Below are 18,066 nucleotides of genomic sequence, written 5' to 3'. Positions count from 1 at the left end.
GCTACCGAGATTAGTCAGAAACAAGTGTGGCGAAGTTCTATTACCGTAAGATGAAAAAAACCATGACTTACATAACTGGGACTACCGATGTAACCATCATGTAAACGTAGGTCTTTAACGCTCTAGTATGTAACATCCGTTACCAAACTCATACTTCGGCTATAATCATAACAACTTTGACATAATTTGCAACATATTTTTTTATTTCTTTGCAGCCCGCTTAATACTTAGTGAACTCAACGTTAATATTCAGTGAGAATCTAGCAACATTCGGCGAACTGCCATAAAAAACACCGCTACCCGCCATTGCAGATAGAGGTGCTACTAATAAAGATACGTTTCAAAACTATTTATTCAAGCCAACTTATTTAAACCAATTATTACTCATAACTGGCCATAAATATATGAATAAATATATTTTAATCGCTTTATATTGAGCGCTACTCATGAGTCATTCCCTGATTTGCGCTCAATTATTAGCCTAACAAGGCCTGATTCCACCCTACTCTGTTTAGCCTATTAAGCTCTGCAAGGTAGCTGTGCTTTTAGATCTAAGCGGGCCTGATGCAATAAAGGCTCAGTGTAGCCACTTGGCTGCTCGCGGCCTTTGAATACCAAATCACAGGCTGCTTTGAACGCATGAGAGTTCTCAAAGTCAGTAGACATCGGCTGATAGTCAGCATCGCCAGCGTTTTGCTCATCAACGACTTTTGCCATACGCTTCATAGCATCCATCACTTCTTGCTCGCTGACCACATTGTGATGTAGCCAGTTGGTGATATGCTGACTTGAGATACGCAAAGTCGCACGGTCTTCCATCAGGCCGACATCATTGATATCAGGTACTTTAGAGCAACCGACGCCTTGGTTCACCCAGCGTACGACATATCCTAAGATGCCCTGAGCGTTGTTTTCTAGCTCTTGCTGCTTCTCTTCTTCGCTCCAGTTGGTGTTTTTGGCAAGTGGAATGGTCAAGATATCATCGAGACTGGCACGCTCACGTGACTTTAGGCTGTCTTGGACATCAGCAACGCTCACTTCATGATAGTGCATGCTGTGCAAGGTTGCGCCTGTCGGTGAGGGTACCCATGCGGTATTAGCGCCCGCTTTTGGATGTGCTGCCTTAGTATCCATCATCTCTTTCATCTCATCAGGCTTCGCCCACATGCCTTTACCAATCTGCGCGTGGCCTTGCAGACCAGTCTCTAGACCGATGTCTACGTTCCACTGCTCGTAGGCTGGCTGCCATGCTTGCGACTTCATCTCGCCTTTTGGTACGAATGCACCTGCATTCATACTGGTATGCATCTCATCACCAGTACGGTCTAAGAAACCAGTATTAATGAAGATAACGCGCTCTTGTGCTTGGCGAATGGCTTCTTTTAGGTTGACCGTCATGCGGCGCTCTTCGTCCATGATGCCGATCTTTAGCGTATTACGCTCTAGACCCAATAGGTCTTCTGAGGCGTTAAATAAGTCATTGGCCATTTTGACTTCGTCAGGGCCGTGCATTTTTGGCTTAACGATATACATAGAGCCTTTGCGTGAGTTTGATAGCTCGGTTTTGCCTTTTAGATCATTGAGCGACAATAGCGGCGTAATCAAACCATCCATCAACCCTTCAAAGATTTCTTCCTGACCATTACCCAAATCGACTAGGATGGCAGGGTTTTGCATCAAGTGACCGACGTTACGAATCAACAAAAGTGAACGGCCTGGTAATACCAGCTTACCGCCATCAGGAGTAGTGTATTCACGGTCTGGGTTTTGTTTACGGGTACGGGTTTTGCCGCCTTTTTCGAAGGTTTCTTCTAGGTCGCCATTCATTAGGCCAAACCAGTTGCGGTATACTTCGACTTTTTCTTCTGCATCTACAGCAGCGATAGAGTCTTCACAGTCTCGAATAGCAGTAACTGCTGACTCAAGTAGCACGTCTTTGATGCCTGCTGGATCATCCTTACCTACTGGATGGCTGCCGTCGATTTGAATCTCAGCATGTAAGCCATTATTTTTTAGTAGGATGCCTGTTGGGCTGTCTGCTGAGCCAACAAAACCCGCGAACTTGGCTGGGTCTTGCAGCTGAGTGCTGCTATCACCTTGCACAATCTCAAGAGTACCATCGACTATTTTAAAGCCAGTCGCATCATTGTACGAACCTGAAGCCAAGGCAAAGTTATCATCTAGGAACTGTTTGGCATAAGCGACGACCGCTGCACCGCGAGTAGGATTGTATTCGCGGGTGACTTCTTGACCGTTTTCTTCGCTGATGACGTCCGTACCATATAGTGCATCATATAGGCTGCCCCAACGTGCATTGGTAGCGTTCAATGCATAGCGGGCGTTACGTACTGGTACGACCAACTGCGGGCCTGCAATGTGAGCAATCTCGTCATCGACGTTTTGGGTGCTTACTTTGAAGTCATCGCCTTCTGGTAACAGATAGCCGATCTCTTTCAAAAACTCCTTATAGGCAGGATAATCAATCTCGCCGTCTTTGGCAGGGTTGTCTAGATGCCACTGATCGATCTGCTCTTGGATCTTGGCACGGGTGGCCAGCAGCTCTTTATTACGTGGCGTAAAATCTTTGACGACCTTTTCAAAACCTGACCAATAACTATCCGAATCAACGCCAACTTTGGCTAGCACTTCATTTTCAATAAAGTCATACAGCTGTTGGTCAATTGCAAGAATGCCTTTTTGGATACGATTGGCGTGAGAAGCCTGACTCATAGTGGTGTCCTTATCTGTTCGTGAGAGGGTTGATACTGGTTTACTACGGTAACTGTTTGAACGAGTAGATGTTCAACGATTAATTGCTTAGTGCTGACTATTCATTCCAAATTTGAATACAGCGCCAAGCAAATGTGACAATGCACAATATAAGATAATGCACAGTATAAATTGTCATTAGACAACTATTTGAATGGTCATAACGTAGCGCTTCATACTGCTAGGACTGACTACATGCTACCTATCTGGCTAGTTGTTGTGACTGATCCACTGTGCAAAGTCATTATCTATATTCTTAATTCTATATTCTTATATTTTGAGACAGCGTTTGCGGTTAATATATTAATACTCATTAATAGTAGCTAATAGCTAACTAACTATAAGCAATTAAGAAGCCATATCCGCTAATGACCAACCATAGATTGCTCAACTGACAATCAATATAAGACAAAATGTCTCAAAAGCAAAATATCATCCTACTATCAAATAATAAAATAAACAAGAAAATACCATTTAGATACTAAATGTTGGGGCTGTATATTAATGATACTCTATGTAGCATCTGCCTTAGAGGTTGTATTGGCAATGAGTAACTGATGAAACTCTCAACCATCTGAAAACTGTAAGTAATCATTACAAGACAAATGAATGCATAATGGTTATCTATGGCTTATCAATACCGTACTAGGCTAAAAGCTTGCGGGTTTGCAAGCTTGGTGATTTAAAAGTCTTAACCATTATATAATATGCCCATATGACCATGACGTCAGAAAAAAAACATCAAACGACAACTACCATAATGCCACTCTTATAAACACTCACAATAGAAAGCCAAATAACACTATGACTAACAATCAACACCTCTCAGATCAACAAGCGCCCTCAGAGTTCAAGGCAAAAGATACGACAGAAGACAGCGTCGATATCAACCAATTACGCACACCGCTCAAAGTAGACCTGTCTGCTGTTTATGAGTTTTTGGGCAGTCGCACCACTCAAGCTTGGGTCGATGCTGCTCTTGCGAACTTGCCTCTTATCATTCAAGACCATGCCAACTGCGAAAAAAAAGCAGCAGGCACGGCGATGAACCTTATCTTTCGCTATGAATTTTCTTACGACTTACAGTGTAAATTAGCCCAGCTGATACGTGAAGAAATGCTGCATTATGAGCAAGTACTGGGCATCATGCACGAGCGTGGTCAGGAGTGGGAATACCTCAGCGCGGGGCGTTATGCCAAAGGCATGCTGAAGCACAAACGCACTTATGAGCCGGCTGCGATGGTAGATGTGCTGATCATTGGCGCATTCATTGAGGCACGTTCTTGTGAGCGCTTTGCGGCGCTGGCAGCGGTCATCGATGATGAACGTTTGGCAAAATATTATCGCTACCTGCTCAAGTCAGAGAGCCGACATTTTGAAGATTATCTGGCACTCGCGCAGTCGCTCTCTGAAGATAACATCGATGAGCGCGTGGCGTTCTTTAAAGCAGTGGAAGCTGAGCTTATCTCTAGTCCAGATACTGAGCTGCGCTTTCATAGCGGTGTGCCTGCCTGAGCTTGAATTCAATTTAAGCGTGAGCTCAATAAAACTTATCTAAAAACTTATCTAAAAACCTATTTAAAAACATAATTACAAAACTAAAAAAAGCGAGCATCAGCCATAATATAGCCGATGATCGCTTTTTTGCTTATTAATTTGTGCCTACTAATCCATAGATTGGAATTATAACAGCATTAGCTTTTGTCTTGCGTCAAAGTGCTGTCATACTCTTTACTGCCTTTTGCGACGTTATGTGGATCATGATCATTGGTTTTTTGCTCAGCAGCCGCAGGATTGACCTTTTGTAATGCATCATCAGGCACAATGCCGTTGTTATCGTCTGCATCCTTTAGCTCATAATCCTTGTTCGCATCATTGTCCTTTGATGTACTCATTGGCATTCCTTATCTGCTGTATATTATCTAACTATGATGAAAAGTTAATCTTTTTCATCAGGATTTAACACACGCTTCTGCGCATTATCGACATTGGCATAACGGTTTTCATCTGTTAAATCTTCACTATTGGGCGTTTCACTGACGACAGTAGTTTCATTGATGCCTCCATCAAACGCACCACCTTCTTGATCGCGGCGGTCTGGCTGACGTGCTGGGTTGTCCTTTTCATTGACATGCTCAGTATCAACCACACCCTCTTCAAAAGTATCGGTACCCTTATTGACGGTGGTACTGTCTTCTATCTTGTCGTGATCAGTCTTGTCATGATCAGTAATCAATGTTTTGGTAAGCGCTGGGTCTTTGTTTTGCATTATCTTGTCCTTTTAATATTATGCATTTCTTATATTTTTCAGAGTATAGAAGGTGTTAGCCCTAATCCTAGCAGTGGTAATAACAGCTACTTATTGCCTTCTTTGCTGAGATCATGCGCATTCAGATCACCAACATTCTTACCACCTGCAGGCAGATCTTCTTCTTTGCGTGGGTCAGCATATATCTCATCTGTCTCTTGAGAAGCTTGCTGAGGACCATCAATGTTTGGCTGATGCTTGCGTCCCTCGTAGCTGCCTTCTGGATTTGGTGGATGAGATGCTGCTGGATCATTAACAACTACTTTTTCTTCATTATCTGGTTGCTTGTTGTCTGTCATGGCGTGTCCCTCGCATTGGTGTTAAGTCAAGTTTATATAAAAGTATATAAAAGTGCTTTGGTAAATTTTTACGTTTTTTTGATGTCTATATTAGTGTTAGTCTCAGAGCAATATCTACTTATCAGTGCGCAAGTCATCGTTAATAAAAGAGGTCTGCTCTTCTTCTGTCAGCTTTTTGGGTGTATGAACCTTTTTACTGTCCTCTGCTTTATTATTCTCTAGGTTTTTTTCAATTTGCTGACTATCCGCCTGCTCTGCTGCGGCTTTGATGTCTGAGGTGTCTTTTTGGGTATCGCTCATCAGATTACTCCTATGTATTATGTTTGCTAATCAATCGCTTATATTTATTTTCTATCAATCAGCCATATTTTATTAAATGCTTATACTTGCGTAAGATGCCTTCTATTATAGGGAGCTTTTTTATGCCTAGACCAGTGTACGGCCGTATCAATATGTGAATAAATGTGAGGATAAAACAAAGTTTGTAACTTATTCGACACTCAATTTCGAAACTCAATAAACAAAAAACCAAGCACAGATAGATTCTATGCTTGGCAATTCGTAATCAAATGATGTGAAAGCGTGAGTTAATTAGGGTCTGTTGCCCATTACGAGGTTTCACCCACACGGTTAATGGTTTTTAATAAGTGTTCTTGTGCGATATGCACTGGTTCATCTGCTGCGGGCTGAACTGGCGTCCAAACTCCAGCACCATCGAGTGTCCATGCTTGCACATTATCTCGTAGATAGTTTTGTAGACCATCTTCATAAATCTGCTTAAACAGCTTTTTGTCTTCAATAGGAAACGCAGCCTCCACTCGGTGAAATAAGTTGCGATCCATCCAATCAGCACTGCCACAATACATGCGCTCATCACCATCGTTATAGAAATAATAAACACGCGTATGCTCTAAAAAGCGGCCAACCACAGAGCGGACAGTGATGTTCTCAGACAGTCCTTTTACCTGTGGACGCAAGCAGCAGATAGAGCGCAGTATCAGCTCAATCTTAACCCCAGCCTGTGAGGCGTCATAAAGCTTATCAATCAATCGACGTTCCGTTAGGGCATTCACTTTGACAATGATATGGGCACGCTTGCCAGCCTTGGCATGAGCGATTTCATCATCAATAAAGCTCATGAGCTTTTCATGCAAGGTAAATGGCGCATTCAGTAGTTTTTTGAGTTGAGCAGGCTTGCCCATACCAGTAAGCTGTTGGAAGATTTTGTGTACATCTTCCGAAATATCAGGGTCTGCCGTAAATAGCCCGTAATCGGTGTATGACTTGGCATTACCAGCATGATAGTTGCCCGTACCCATATGCACATAGCGACGGATGCGGTCGTTCTCGCGGCGCACAATGAGCATCAGCTTGGCGTGGGTTTTATAGCCTACGATACCATACACGACAACTGCGCCCGCCTCTTGTAGAAAGTTGGCAACGGCAATATTGGACGCCTCATCAAAACGCGCGCGCAGCTCGATAATGGCTGTGACCTCTTTGCCATTGCGTGCGGCAGCAGCAAGGGCTTTGACCACTTCTGAATTGGTGCCAGAGCGATATAGCGTCTGCTTAATGGCCAATACTTTGGGGTCATTGGCAGCTTGCCACAACAGATTGATAACGGGTAAAAAAGAGTGGAAAGGATGATGCACAAGGACGTCACCCTCACGCATAGCGGCAAACATACTGGTAGCGGTATCAATCTTGTCGACATCGCGGCGAAAGGCTTTGGGTATTACATGGCTAAACGGCTGATAACGTAAAGCTGGAATATTAAAATCAAACAACAAGCGGGTTAAATTGACAGGCCCATTGACGCGGTACAGCTGATTGTCATGCAGCTCAAACTCATTGAGCAAATAATCGCTGATTTCAGTAGGACAGTCGGTTGTGACCTCAAGACGCACTTTGTCACCAAAGCGGCGGTTTTCAAGCTCACCCTCCAGCGCCTTGGCAAGATCATCGACGTCATCGGACAGATCTAAATCTGCATTACGCGTGAGCCGAAACTGATGACAGCCAGTGACATTCATCCCGGGAAACAGCTCACCGATATGCTCATGAATCACCGCCGATAGCATGACGTGATGCTCTTTACCACCTGTCAGCTCATCAGGCAGGCGTATCACTCGTGGCAAACTGCGCGGCGCCGGCACAATGGCGAGATTGATATCGCGACCGAAGGCGTCTTTGCCCTCTAAACTTGCGATAAAGTTCAGGCTTTTATTGACCAGACGCGGGAACGGGTGTGAGGGGTCAATACTGATCGGCGTCAGTACTGGTGAAACCTGCTCGGTAAAGTAGCGATGCATCCATTCTGACTGCTCAGCGTTTAGCTCGTCACGCTTGAGATAGCGGATATCTACCTCAGCGAGCGCAGGCAACACCTCTTCATTCAAAATGCGATACTGCTCATCAATGGCTTCGCGAGCAACCTTTGATATCTCCTTTAAAATCTCACTCGGGCGCATCCCATGCGGACTGCTGGCGACGTCGCCCAAACTGAGCTTTTGCATGAGACCTGCCACTCGAATCTCAAAGAACTCATCCATATTGGATGAAAATATAATCAAAAAGAACAAGCGCTCAAGTAGTGGATGCAAGGGACTGGCAGCTTGCGCTAAAACCCTCTTATTAAAGTCTAATAAAGACAACTCACGATGGATATAGCTGCTGGGCGAATAACTGCCATCCTCTGAACGTTGCCAAGCAATCTGGGTCTGGCTGCTACTTGCTATGCTGTCTGCTGTACGACTGGCGTTGATCTCTGTCTGGGTTGACTGAACGTTGCTATTTTGCATGCGCTTCTCATTCATTTGAGTGTCATTGTTTTGGTTGGTTTTTGCCCGTGCCATGCCACTGCTCCTTATTATAATGCATCACTGCCAATCGCTATTGGTCGCTAGCAATGGTTCATATCCATATTACCGTAACTACGCAGCGCTGCAACCCTATATCTACTCTACTACCACTAACCTCATTGACAAAATAACTCATGCGCTTATGGCAGTACTGCGTTATTCATGCGTTTTTTGACAATACGCTGCTTATTACGCAAGCGTCTATCACCTTGGTTGTCTTGATAATATTTTGGATTGGTCAGCATACTGATTAATAACGCCGATTCATCGCGATTTAGCTTGGCAGCCGATTTATTAAAATAATGCTGAGCTGCCGCCTCAACCCCATAAATACCATTGCCAAACTCTGCCACATTAAGATAGGCAGTCAAGATGCGCTGCTTATCCCATAAGGCTTCGATCATTACGGTGATGATGGCTTCCTCGCCTTTACGGATATACGAGCGATGCGAGGTCAAAAACAGGTTTTTGGCCAGCTGCTGAGTAATCGTGGAGCCGCCAGCAGACATCTTGCCTGTCTCTTCGTTTTTCTTACGCGCCGCTTCAATACCCTTGAGATCAAAGCCATTGTGCTGACTAAACGTTGAGTCTTCACTTACAATCGCGGCTTGTTTGGCAGATTTTGCAATGGCATCATATTCTGCCCATGTCTGGGTGACAGTACCGCCCGTTAAACGATGCGTCAGCATAAACATGCTATTATTAATCGGTTGCGTCTTCCAAATCAGCAGCAAGCCTGCAACCAACACATGAAAAGCGACCACCAATAGCATGAACGCCAATAAAAACCGTTTGATAAATTTGCCAAAGCTTGTCATGCGTGCGATATCCAAGTGGTTAAAAAGATAATAAGATAAAGTAGATAGGATAACTATAAAACTAGGTGAGTATAAATAAGTTAAGTGGGTATTTATAAATAGCAGGTCATCTTACCTAATCTCACAATCGCTGTCATTATTTACTCCACTTCTTTATTATGTATTAAAGTCACGTTTATATTGATATTTTCAATTAAACTTCTAGGGCGTGTCCTCATTTTTATCACCATTTTTAAAGAGGATACGCCCTAATAAGAAGTAATTTTTGACAAGTATAAAGAAAAGAGAGTCAGCATGTCTCATGATAATAATATAGAAGCATTGCGGGCAGAGATTATTAAGGCAAACCCAAGCCTTGATACGCCTGATAACACTCAAAAATGGTGGTTACTTGGCACCTCAAACTGCCATTTGTGTGAGGTTGCGGAGCAGCTGTTATCACGTTTCCAAGCCGTACAACCTATTGAGTATCTGCATGTCGATATTGCAGACTTTGATGAGGCGCTGATGATGGAGTTTGCCACCACTATCCCCGTCATTTTGACACCCTCAAAAAGAGTGAACTATCCGTTTTCAGTCATGGATTTGCAGCGGCTATTAGCTCCATAGTAATCATAATAATAGTAGTCATAATAATAGTAAACTCAGTAGCATTGACCTCATCATAAAATAGTAATAATGAGAAACTTATGAAAGATTTGAAAAAAATAACAGAAATAGAAGACTTGCGCCGTGTCGCTGAGCGCAAAGTCCCACGTATGTTCTATGATTATGTCGATTCAGGCTCATGGACCGAGACTACCTATCGCAGTAACGAGACCGACTTTGACCGTATCAAGCTACGTCAGCGGGTATTGGTAAATATGGACAATCGCAGCCTTGCAACACAGATGATTGGCGAACAAGTCAAAATGCCAGTTGCCATCGCTCCGACTGGTTTTACTGGGATGATGTGGGCAGACGGCGAGATTCATGCTGCACGGGCAGCAGAGAAGTTCGGTGTGCCGTTTTCACTCTCAACCATGAGTATTTGCTCTATTGAAGATGTGGCGACACACACCAGTGCGCCTTTTTGGTTTCAGCTATATGTCATGCGCGATCAGGACTATGTGGCCAATCTGATTCAGCGTGCCAAAGATGCAAAGTGCTCGGCGCTCATCTTAACGGCTGATTTACAAGTATTGGGACAACGTCATAAAGACATCAAAAACGGTCTCTCTGCGCCACCACGACCTACCTTTGCCAATATCGTGAACCTGATGACAAAGCCACAATGGTGTATGAATATGCTCGGCACCAAACGTCATAGCTTTGGTAACATCGTCGGTCATGCTAAAGGAGTTGATGATCTCTCATCGCTAACCGCTTGGACAGAGGAGCAGTTTGATCCACGTCTGAGTTGGGACGATGTGGCACGTATCAAAGATATGTGGGGCGGCAAGCTAATCATCAAAGGTATCATGGAGCCAGAAGATGCGATAATGGCTGCCCGCAGCGGTGCAGATGCCATGGTGGTATCAAACCATGGCGGCCGTCAATTAGACGGTGCGCCCTCTTCCATTGCTGCTTTGAGCGACATCGTACAAGCGGTACAGGCAGAAAATAGCGATATTGAGATCTGGTTAGACAGTGGTATTCGCTCTGGTCAAGATGTCCTCAAAGCTATGGCGCTTGGAGCAAAAGGTACGATGATTGGTCGCTCATTCTTGTACGGACTTGGTGCTTATGGCGAAGACGGTGTACGCCGTGCGCTTGAAATCATCTATAGAGAATGTGATCTATCGATGGCGTTCTGTGGCCATACCGATATTCAAAAGGTAACAGAAGATATCTTGGTCAACGGTACCTATCAGCAGCTCAAGCTCGCTTCACCTTTTTAACCTCCCATATTTTTGATATATAGGCTGATACTTATCATACAAGATTTAGACGCTGAAGTTTTCTTTATACTGGCGACACCTTTATACTCTCCTTATAACCTTTAATTGATATGCGGATTTATGACCCTCCAACAACTGTTAAAAACTGCGCCTGTCACTGCGCTGCTCTTAGTCAGCTTCATTGGGCTGTTTGTCATGCAAGTGCTGACAGGCGTCGATGTTAACAACCCCTCGACTGAAGCGCTCATCCACTGGGGCGCTAATGCATTGCCCTTTACCATGGGCGATCAGCCATGGCGACTGGTGAGTAGTGCGTTTTTGCACATTGGCTTGATGCACTTATTGTTTAACGGCTTTGCCATGTACTTCTTTGGGCAAGTCGCTGAGCCCATGTTTGGCTCAGATAAGTTTTTGGCATTGTTTTTACTAGCAGCGATCGGTGGTAACTTACTAAATAATCATATCACGTGGCTAGGCATTTTGGATGGTACTGGACAACCTGGGCTTTCAGCGGGTGCGTCTGGTGGCATCATGGGTATCGGCGCGGCATTATTGATAGCAGCATTGTTCAAGATATCAGTGAATGGCTTGGTGCTCAATCTTAGAAGCTTGGTATTTATCATGGGCATCAACTTGGTTTATGGCTTTGCCGTACCGGGTATTGATAATGCGGGTCATATAGGCGGGGCTATCACAGGACTGCTGATTGCACTGGCTTTCGCAGTCGCCTATCGTCAACGCATGGCAGCCATGCAGCAGAATATCCCTAGCATGCCTGTCTATCAAAACCATTACCCGACCGAGCAAACCGACTATATTGATTCGCCAACTAGCAGCAATATTGGCAGCGACATTCCCGTTGACTCAACTATAAACCCCTACGATGTTCGTACTATCTCTGCCCAGTCAAACATACCTGCCAAGCCTGCAATGATCTGGCGACTGCTACCATGGATGATGATGTTACTCATCACCTTTGGCTTTGGCTGGTGGTGGCAAGATATTCACCTGCAAATATTAGAAGTACTAAAAATCATTGAGTAAACCGTCATACTTATTTATTATTGATAAATAGATTATGTAAACAGCATAGTCGTTTATTCTTCCCTACTCGATTTTCTACCCAATCATTCCCACTCACTTATGAGATTCAATTATGTTCAAACTTGCAGCGCTCTCTATTAACTCTAAGCGCGCCTTGCTTAGTACTTTAACGGCTACTGCACTATTCAGCGTAGCCAGCGTATCCAGTGCAGCACTTTTTAACAACCTACCTACTGACCAAGATGCTGAACTAAGCGTTGGTGTCAATGTCATGGCAGTTAAGTCAGCCTATGATTTAGAAGACAACACTGAGATTCGGGTATTACCGGGCGTTTTTTATGATAATAATAGAGTCTATGCGCGTGGTGCTCAAGCCGGCGTGTACCTTCATAATGATGGCACCAATCAGCTGTCTGCTTATGCTCAATTGTCAGGTTCAGAGTTTGATCCTGAAGATGCGAATGGTGCGCTTCAAGGTCTTGATAAACGCAAATCATCAGCCGCTGCTGGTTTGACTTATCTACGTCGTACCCCTATTGGTGGTTTCCGTCTTCAAGCGGCTACTGATATCTTAGATCATAGTGGTGGGAATACTGCTCGCTTGACGTATCTGGCAAAAGTTACTAAAGGCAAGCTAACAGTCTATCCTAGCTTTGGCTTTGAGTATCATGATGAGGACTACAACCAATATTATTACGGGGTCAGTGATCAAGAATCTGCGAACACGGGCATTGACGCTTATTCCTCTAATGCAAGCTTGAACCCTTATATAAATATCAGCGCTAACTACGACTTCAGTGAAAACTGGGCAGGATTCTTCAATCAAAGCTTGAGCTACTTGCCGAATGAGCAATACGATAGCCCTATGGTTGACTCGCGTACTGATGCGACAACGACGCTAGGTTTATTGTATAAGTTTTAGAGTTTTTAAATTGTGATTTTTAATCTGAAATATAGAAAGGCTGGGCATTTTGTCCAGCTTTTTATTTTTGTTTATCCGTTTTTTGACAGACCCTACTCTATAACATGGACACAAGGTCTAATAACATGGACACAAGGTCTAATAACATGGACACAAGGTCTAATAACATGGACACAAGGTCTAGGGCTTTATAAAAAGGACTACTCTCATTATGATTCGTTCTACCCTTTGGATGATTGGAGCGCTGACTTCATTTTGTTTGATGGCAGTGGGTGCACGTGAGCTGAATGGCCAAATCAGTGTGTTTCAGATTTTATTCTTCCGCAGTATCGTAGGCTTGCTAGTATTACTCCCAATCATACTTTTATCCAAGAAACGTGGTTTTTTATTTCCCAAGCGTCTTAACTTACACATAGTCAGAAATTTATTTCATTTCGCAGGACAATACGGCTGGTTCTTGGGCATAGGGCTGCTGCCTTTGGCAACCGTTTTTGCTATTGAGTTTACCGTCCCCTTTTGGACCATCATCATCTCATACCTGTTTTTAAAAGAATCGATAACCGTGAAAAAGATTATCGCGGTATTGTTAGGTATTCTGGGCGTAATAGTCATCGTACAGCCAAGCTTAGAGGTAGCCCATTATGGGTCACTAATCGTTTTGGGTGCCGCCATTTGTTATGCTTTCTCCCATGTGGCGACAAAGTCACTCTCTAATACGGAACATCCCTTAACCATTATTTTTATGATGTGTCTGATACAAGCGCCTTTGGGACTGCTTTTATTTATAGAAGGATGGACAACGCCAGTAGGCGTAGAGTGGCTATGGCTTACCATTATAGGATTGACAGCATTGTCAGCACATTACTGTATGACCAAAGCCATGCAATACGCAGAAGTGACATTCGTGGTGACTATGGATATGTTTAGATTACCGCTTATCTCACTCATTGGCGTACTCTTATATGCTGAGCATTTTAGCGTGGCTTTGGTACTTGGCATGCTGCTGATAGTCGCTGGTAATTCGGTAAATATCTACTCTAGAAAAGTAGATAAAAATGGTATTGCTCGATTGGGAAGTTAAGCGTATTCAATAGGCTCGATGTCGTCTAAGAACTGCAAATCATCGGTTTCAGCCAGACGCAACTCATAAGTGGATTGCAGATTTAGCCAAAACTGAGCGCTACCACCAAAATACTTGGCTAAACGCAGGGCAGTATCTGCTGTAATGCCACGCTTCTCACGTATGATTTCATTGATACGTGCAGGAGTGACAGCAAGCTTTATCGCCAATGCATTGGCGCTCATATCGAGCGGCTCTAAAAAATCTTCTCGCAACACCTCGCCCGGGTGAATGGGGCGCATACCGTTTTTAGTCATAGTGCTTTCTCTCTTCTATATTCTATATTCTATATTTCAGATACCATTTCTTATGAAATTAATGATAGTCGACAATTTCTACATGTATAGCGCCTTGATCTGTCCAAGTAAAACAAAGTCGCCATTGCGCATTGATGCGAATACTGTGTTGACCTCCCCTATCACCGCGTAAAGCTTCTAATCGGTTGCCAGGTGGAGCTTTCAAGTCTTCTAGCATAGTTGCATTATCCAGCAGTAGTAATTTACGTTCTGCAACATTTTTAATGGCTGACCAGCGCTTTGTTTTTCCAGTAGAAAAAAGAGTTTGAGTATCGCTGCATTTAAAGTTGATGATCATACAAGTCTCGATACCCTTTATTTATTTTTAAAATACATTATTATGGTACTTATTGTATATCGATAACCGATAAATATCAATAATGATATGTAAAAAATATATAATAGCGCCCTCTGCACTAACTGGATTTGTATGGTAGGTTAGTTTCTTCAAGTCCTCGTAGAGAGTAAAGACTAGACGTAACCCACCGATTTGTTTTTTTGGATTGGCGGCCTATGTATTGCTAACCCTCCCTACTTACTTTTTGTTGTAAATAATACGGAGTGAATATGACTGATTTATTAAGTGTAATGAAACGCGACTTTGATGAGTTTCATAGTACTGGAAAAGTTGAGCGCGCTAAAGCGTTAACACGAAAGACTGGCATGCATGTAAATCATAACGAATACCCTGAGTATTTTTTCGGTGACCTTGATGCTAAGTTTGTTTTGATTCACTTAAATCCCAAACAAGACAATAACTTAGATACAACCTATCAAGGTAAGTTTAAATTTCAAGATTTTAAAAATTACGTTGATTATCATCAGCAGTTTGGCGAAAACCACTACGGCAAACCTCTAAAAAACAGACGCAAATCAAAGTTTGATACTAAGCAGGTTCACTTTATCAAGCCTTTTAATGTACTTGATTTAGACCATGAAGATGAGTTTATAAACTTACAGCGCGTCATAGATGACAAACTACAGCTTGAGCTGGTTCCGTTTGGTTCAAGCTCATTTAAGACTGACTTGATGACTCATAAGGCGTTGCAACCTTACGTAGAACTCTTATTAGATACCATTACTAAAGCTGATCGTGATTATGTGATTTTTTGCGGTAAAGTTTTTGAGAAGCTATTAGAAAACTATACACAAGAAAAAAAGGATTATGAATTTAATTTGGTAAAAACTGATGGCTCTTTATCAAAAAACAAAGCAAGGTTTTCGCGTTTGGTTTTGAATCATAAAGGACATCAGATTCAGGCAGGTATTGCTCACTCCTTTGCTCAGCAGGGTTTAACAGGTGCTATCATGGAAGATTATGGCAAAAAATGTTATGAGCTTTATAATCAAAAACTTATATAAAGAACGCAGTTAAAAAAAGATCTTGCCACCCCTAAAATAAAGGACGACAAGGTCTTTTTAATTCTCTAAATTTATCAGACTACTACAAACTAGCCTTTAGTTTTCACAATAGAGGCGACATTGCAGCCTTTATAAAGAATCTCACTGCTAGCATTTTGAATATTAGCCGATGATTTATGATAGTTATTTAAACGCAGCTCACCAGTCATAATACTGAAATTATCTTCTTCACCAAATACCGTCATCGTATTGTCACTACGAGCGAGGTTAATGGGTAAAAATCTCTTTTTGCCATTAAGATTGGCTTCTGCAAACGTCGGTAAATACTGCTTATTAAAGCCATAAGTCACGCTGATTTTCTTGTTGTTTTGGCAGGTATAGTTCACCTGTCTGTGCTTGACAGCAGTGTCATAGCTCTCACTCGGTTCCATTACTTGATCTGAATAAGCGAGCGCTGAACCAGAACTAAGCGCAGCCAGCATAATACCAGCAGATGAAAGTGCAGCAGTTAATTTACTCATAATATGACCTCAATTAAATTATTAGAAGGGTTATAGATAAGAAAAATATAAACACGGACTGTATCGGCGAACTATTTATAGTTGTGCTAATTGCTCGCTCTTATTGTCCTTGTTGTTATTTATGGCTGTTATTTGAGAATTGTTATTCATCAGCTCTTACCTATGCGACCATTTTAACCAAAATTTTTGTTGGTGCTGTTATAAATATTAGTTGGCTTGTCGTCTGAGCGTAAGACATTGTTTCGCGCTATGTATGTGGTTCATTCAATAGATAAAAAAAACCTTGCCACATGACATGACAAGGTTTTTCAAATAACTTACTTCTTAGTGCAACAAATATGACACTGCTACAAGACGCACGCAAATTGTACCTATCGTACCTTAAGCAAGTCTGACACCGTAGCAGGTCACTATTTGGTCTACGACTTACTTAGGATGTACCATATCAGCAGGAATGACCCACTCATCGAACTGAGCTTCAGTCATCAGCTCCATCTCAACCGCCACTTGCTTAAGCGTTTTGTCTTCTTTATAAGCGGTCTTGGCGATTTTCGCAGCGTTTTCATAACCAACATGACGATTAAGCGCAGTCACTAGCATCAGTGAGTTGTGTAAGAAGCCGTCGATTTTTTCTTTGACTGGTTCAATACCTACCGCACAGTTGTCATTAAAGCTGTTGCAAGAATCGCCAAGTAGCTTGATTGACTGCAATAAGTTATAAGCGATGACCGGCTTATAAACGTTGAGCTCAAAGTTACCTGCGGCACCAGCAAAGCTAATGGCAGCGTCGTTACCCATCACTTGCGCCACAGCCATGGTCATGGCTTCTGACTGAGTTGGGTTAACTTTACCTGGCATGATAGATGAGCCTGGCTCATTTTCAGGAATCGTCAGCTCGCCCAAACCACAACGAGGACCTGACGCGAGCCAACGTACGTCATTAGCGATTTTGTTTAAGCTTGCTGCCAGCGTTTTTAGGGCGCCAGAAGCAAATACTTCCGCATCACGCGCCGCTAGGGCTTCGAATTTGTTTGGAGAGGTCACAAACGGCAAGCCAGTTAACTCAGCCAACTGCTCAGCGGCTTTTACCGCATAATCTGGGTGTGAGTTAAGACCTGTACCGACCGCAGTACCGCCCAGTGGCAATTCATATAGCCCTTGTAGCGCATTATCAATACGAATGAGCGAATGATCAAGCTGGCTGACATAGCCGCTAAACTCTTGGCCTAAGGTCAATGGCGTGGCGTCTTGTAGATGCGTACGGCCGATTTTTACGATGCTATCGAATTCTTTGGCCTTGGCGTCTAGCGTATCACGTAGCGCTTTTACTGCTGGGATAAGCAAGCTGTTAATCTGACGAGCAGCCGCCACACGAATGGCGGTTGGGAAGCTGTCGTTGGTCGACTGTGCATGGTTGACGTGATCGTTCGGGTGGACTGGTGTATAACTACCACGCTCAGAACCAGCGATTTCGTTGGCACGGTTGGCCAGCACTTCGTTCATGTTCATGTTTGACTGGGTACCAGAACCGGTCTGCCAGACGACGAGTGGGAACTGATCGGTGAGACCACCGTTAATCACTTCATCAGCGGCTTGTACGATCAAGTCGCGCTTGTCAGCTTCGATGCGCTCAAGGCTCGCATTGGTGATGGCAGCGGCTTTTTTGACCAGCGCCATCGCTTCAATCATCGGACGTGGCAAGGTCTCGCCACCAATTTTAAAGTTCTCACGGCTACGCTGAGTTTGCGCGCCCCAATAAGCATCAGCTGGGACTTCCACGTTGCCCATGGTGTCTTTTTCGGTACGAGTTGCCTGATTCTGTGACATAACGGTCCTCTTTGGTTTTATTTATCCATAGAAAGT

18 protein-coding genes are annotated in these 18,066 nt (G+C 43.4%); 7 read left to right on the top strand and 11 right to left on the bottom strand.

Annotated features, from left to right (window positions below; translation table 11 throughout):
* Window positions 1-519 precede the first annotated feature (519 nt).
* Window positions 520-2,730: a malate synthase G gene (locus tag JMX03_RS04225; protein ID WP_201594711.1), complete on the bottom strand. Its 2,211-nt coding sequence runs from the start codon at window positions 2,728-2,730 to the stop codon at window positions 520-522.
* Between the two features lie 843 nt (window positions 2,731-3,573).
* On the opposite strand from JMX03_RS04225, the gene miaE reads away from it, so the two are divergent.
* Window positions 3,574-4,284 carry a tRNA-(ms[2]io[6]A)-hydroxylase gene (gene miaE / locus JMX03_RS04220; protein ID WP_227695311.1) on the top strand — a complete coding sequence of 237 codons (711 nt, stop codon included), beginning with the start codon at window positions 3,574-3,576 and terminating at the stop codon, window positions 4,282-4,284.
* A 179-nt stretch (window positions 4,285-4,463) separates the two neighbouring features.
* Here the strand turns inward: miaE and JMX03_RS04215 are convergent, their stop codons facing one another.
* The 6 genes from JMX03_RS04215 to mtgA form a co-directional block, all read right to left on the bottom strand.
* On the bottom strand, window positions 4,464-4,664 hold the full coding sequence (locus JMX03_RS04215) for a hypothetical protein (protein WP_201594709.1): 201 nt from the start codon (window positions 4,662-4,664) through the stop codon (window positions 4,464-4,466).
* A gap of 44 nt (window positions 4,665-4,708) precedes the next feature.
* Window positions 4,709-5,038 (bottom strand): hypothetical protein, encoded by a 330-nt coding sequence (locus JMX03_RS04210; RefSeq protein WP_201575251.1) that lies wholly within the window; start codon window positions 5,036-5,038, stop codon window positions 4,709-4,711.
* An 86-nt stretch (window positions 5,039-5,124) separates the two neighbouring features.
* Window positions 5,125-5,376, bottom strand: a complete 252-nt coding sequence (locus JMX03_RS04205; protein ID WP_201594707.1) for a hypothetical protein — start codon at window positions 5,374-5,376, stop codon at window positions 5,125-5,127.
* 114 nt (window positions 5,377-5,490) lie between these two features.
* Window positions 5,491-5,676: a hypothetical protein gene (locus JMX03_RS04200; protein WP_201594705.1), complete on the bottom strand. Its 186-nt coding sequence runs from the start codon at window positions 5,674-5,676 to the stop codon at window positions 5,491-5,493.
* 308 nt (window positions 5,677-5,984) lie between these two features.
* Window positions 5,985-8,180, bottom strand: coding sequence for a polyphosphate kinase 1 (gene ppk1, locus JMX03_RS04195; RefSeq protein WP_201597792.1), 2,196 nt, complete (start codon window positions 8,178-8,180; stop codon window positions 5,985-5,987).
* 200 nt (window positions 8,181-8,380) lie between these two features.
* Window positions 8,381-9,058, bottom strand: coding sequence for a monofunctional biosynthetic peptidoglycan transglycosylase (gene mtgA, locus JMX03_RS04190; protein ID WP_201594703.1), 678 nt, complete (start codon window positions 9,056-9,058; stop codon window positions 8,381-8,383).
* Window positions 9,059-9,352: 294 nt separating this feature from the next.
* On the opposite strand from mtgA, the gene JMX03_RS04185 reads away from it, so the two are divergent.
* The 5 genes from JMX03_RS04185 to JMX03_RS04165 all read left to right on the top strand — a co-directional run bounded on the left by JMX03_RS04185 (window position 9,353) and on the right by JMX03_RS04165 (window position 13,985).
* Window positions 9,353-9,667, top strand: a complete 315-nt coding sequence (locus JMX03_RS04185) for a glutaredoxin family protein (RefSeq protein ID WP_201594701.1) — start codon at window positions 9,353-9,355, stop codon at window positions 9,665-9,667.
* An 80-nt stretch (window positions 9,668-9,747) separates the two neighbouring features.
* A complete protein-coding gene (locus JMX03_RS04180; protein ID WP_201594699.1) occupies window positions 9,748-10,938 on the top strand; it encodes an alpha-hydroxy acid oxidase in 1,191 nt (396 codons plus the stop codon).
* 120 nt (window positions 10,939-11,058) lie between these two features.
* A complete protein-coding gene (locus tag JMX03_RS04175; RefSeq protein ID WP_201594697.1) occupies window positions 11,059-11,982 on the top strand; it encodes a rhomboid family intramembrane serine protease in 924 nt (307 codons plus the stop codon).
* Between the two features lie 112 nt (window positions 11,983-12,094).
* Window positions 12,095-12,904, top strand: coding sequence for a MipA/OmpV family protein (locus JMX03_RS04170; protein ID WP_201594695.1), 810 nt, complete (start codon window positions 12,095-12,097; stop codon window positions 12,902-12,904).
* Between the two features lie 211 nt (window positions 12,905-13,115).
* Window positions 13,116-13,985: a DMT family transporter gene (locus tag JMX03_RS04165; protein ID WP_201594693.1), complete on the top strand. Its 870-nt coding sequence runs from the start codon at window positions 13,116-13,118 to the stop codon at window positions 13,983-13,985.
* Here the strand turns inward: JMX03_RS04165 and JMX03_RS04160 are convergent.
* Window positions 13,982-14,281 carry a HigA family addiction module antitoxin gene (locus tag JMX03_RS04160; RefSeq protein ID WP_201594691.1) on the bottom strand — a complete coding sequence of 100 codons (300 nt, stop codon included), beginning with the start codon at window positions 14,279-14,281 and terminating at the stop codon, window positions 13,982-13,984. The two genes, JMX03_RS04165 and JMX03_RS04160, sit on opposite strands and share 4 nt — an antisense overlap.
* Window positions 14,282-14,339: 58 nt before the next feature.
* Window positions 14,340-14,618: a type II toxin-antitoxin system RelE/ParE family toxin gene (locus JMX03_RS04155; RefSeq protein ID WP_201575262.1), complete on the bottom strand. Its 279-nt coding sequence runs from the start codon at window positions 14,616-14,618 to the stop codon at window positions 14,340-14,342.
* A 269-nt stretch (window positions 14,619-14,887) separates the two neighbouring features.
* Between JMX03_RS04155 and JMX03_RS04150 the strand changes: the two genes are divergently transcribed.
* Window positions 14,888-15,682, top strand: a complete 795-nt coding sequence (locus JMX03_RS04150) for a hypothetical protein (protein ID WP_201594689.1) — start codon at window positions 14,888-14,890, stop codon at window positions 15,680-15,682.
* An 89-nt stretch (window positions 15,683-15,771) separates the two neighbouring features.
* Here JMX03_RS04150 and JMX03_RS04145 read toward each other — a convergent pair whose 3' ends face one another.
* Window positions 15,772-16,203 (bottom strand): ACP-like domain-containing protein, encoded by a 432-nt coding sequence (locus JMX03_RS04145; RefSeq protein WP_227677801.1) that lies wholly within the window; start codon window positions 16,201-16,203, stop codon window positions 15,772-15,774.
* 426 nt (window positions 16,204-16,629) lie between these two features.
* Window positions 16,630-18,030, bottom strand: coding sequence for a class II fumarate hydratase (fumC, locus tag JMX03_RS04140; protein ID WP_201594687.1), 1,401 nt, complete (start codon window positions 18,028-18,030; stop codon window positions 16,630-16,632).
* Window positions 18,031-18,066 lie beyond the last annotated feature (36 nt).

The sequence above is a fragment of the Psychrobacter fulvigenes genome, assembly GCF_904846155.1.
Classification (GTDB): domain Bacteria; phylum Pseudomonadota; class Gammaproteobacteria; order Pseudomonadales; family Moraxellaceae; genus Psychrobacter; species Psychrobacter fulvigenes.
This window is presented reverse-complemented; position numbering and strand designations above follow the sequence as displayed.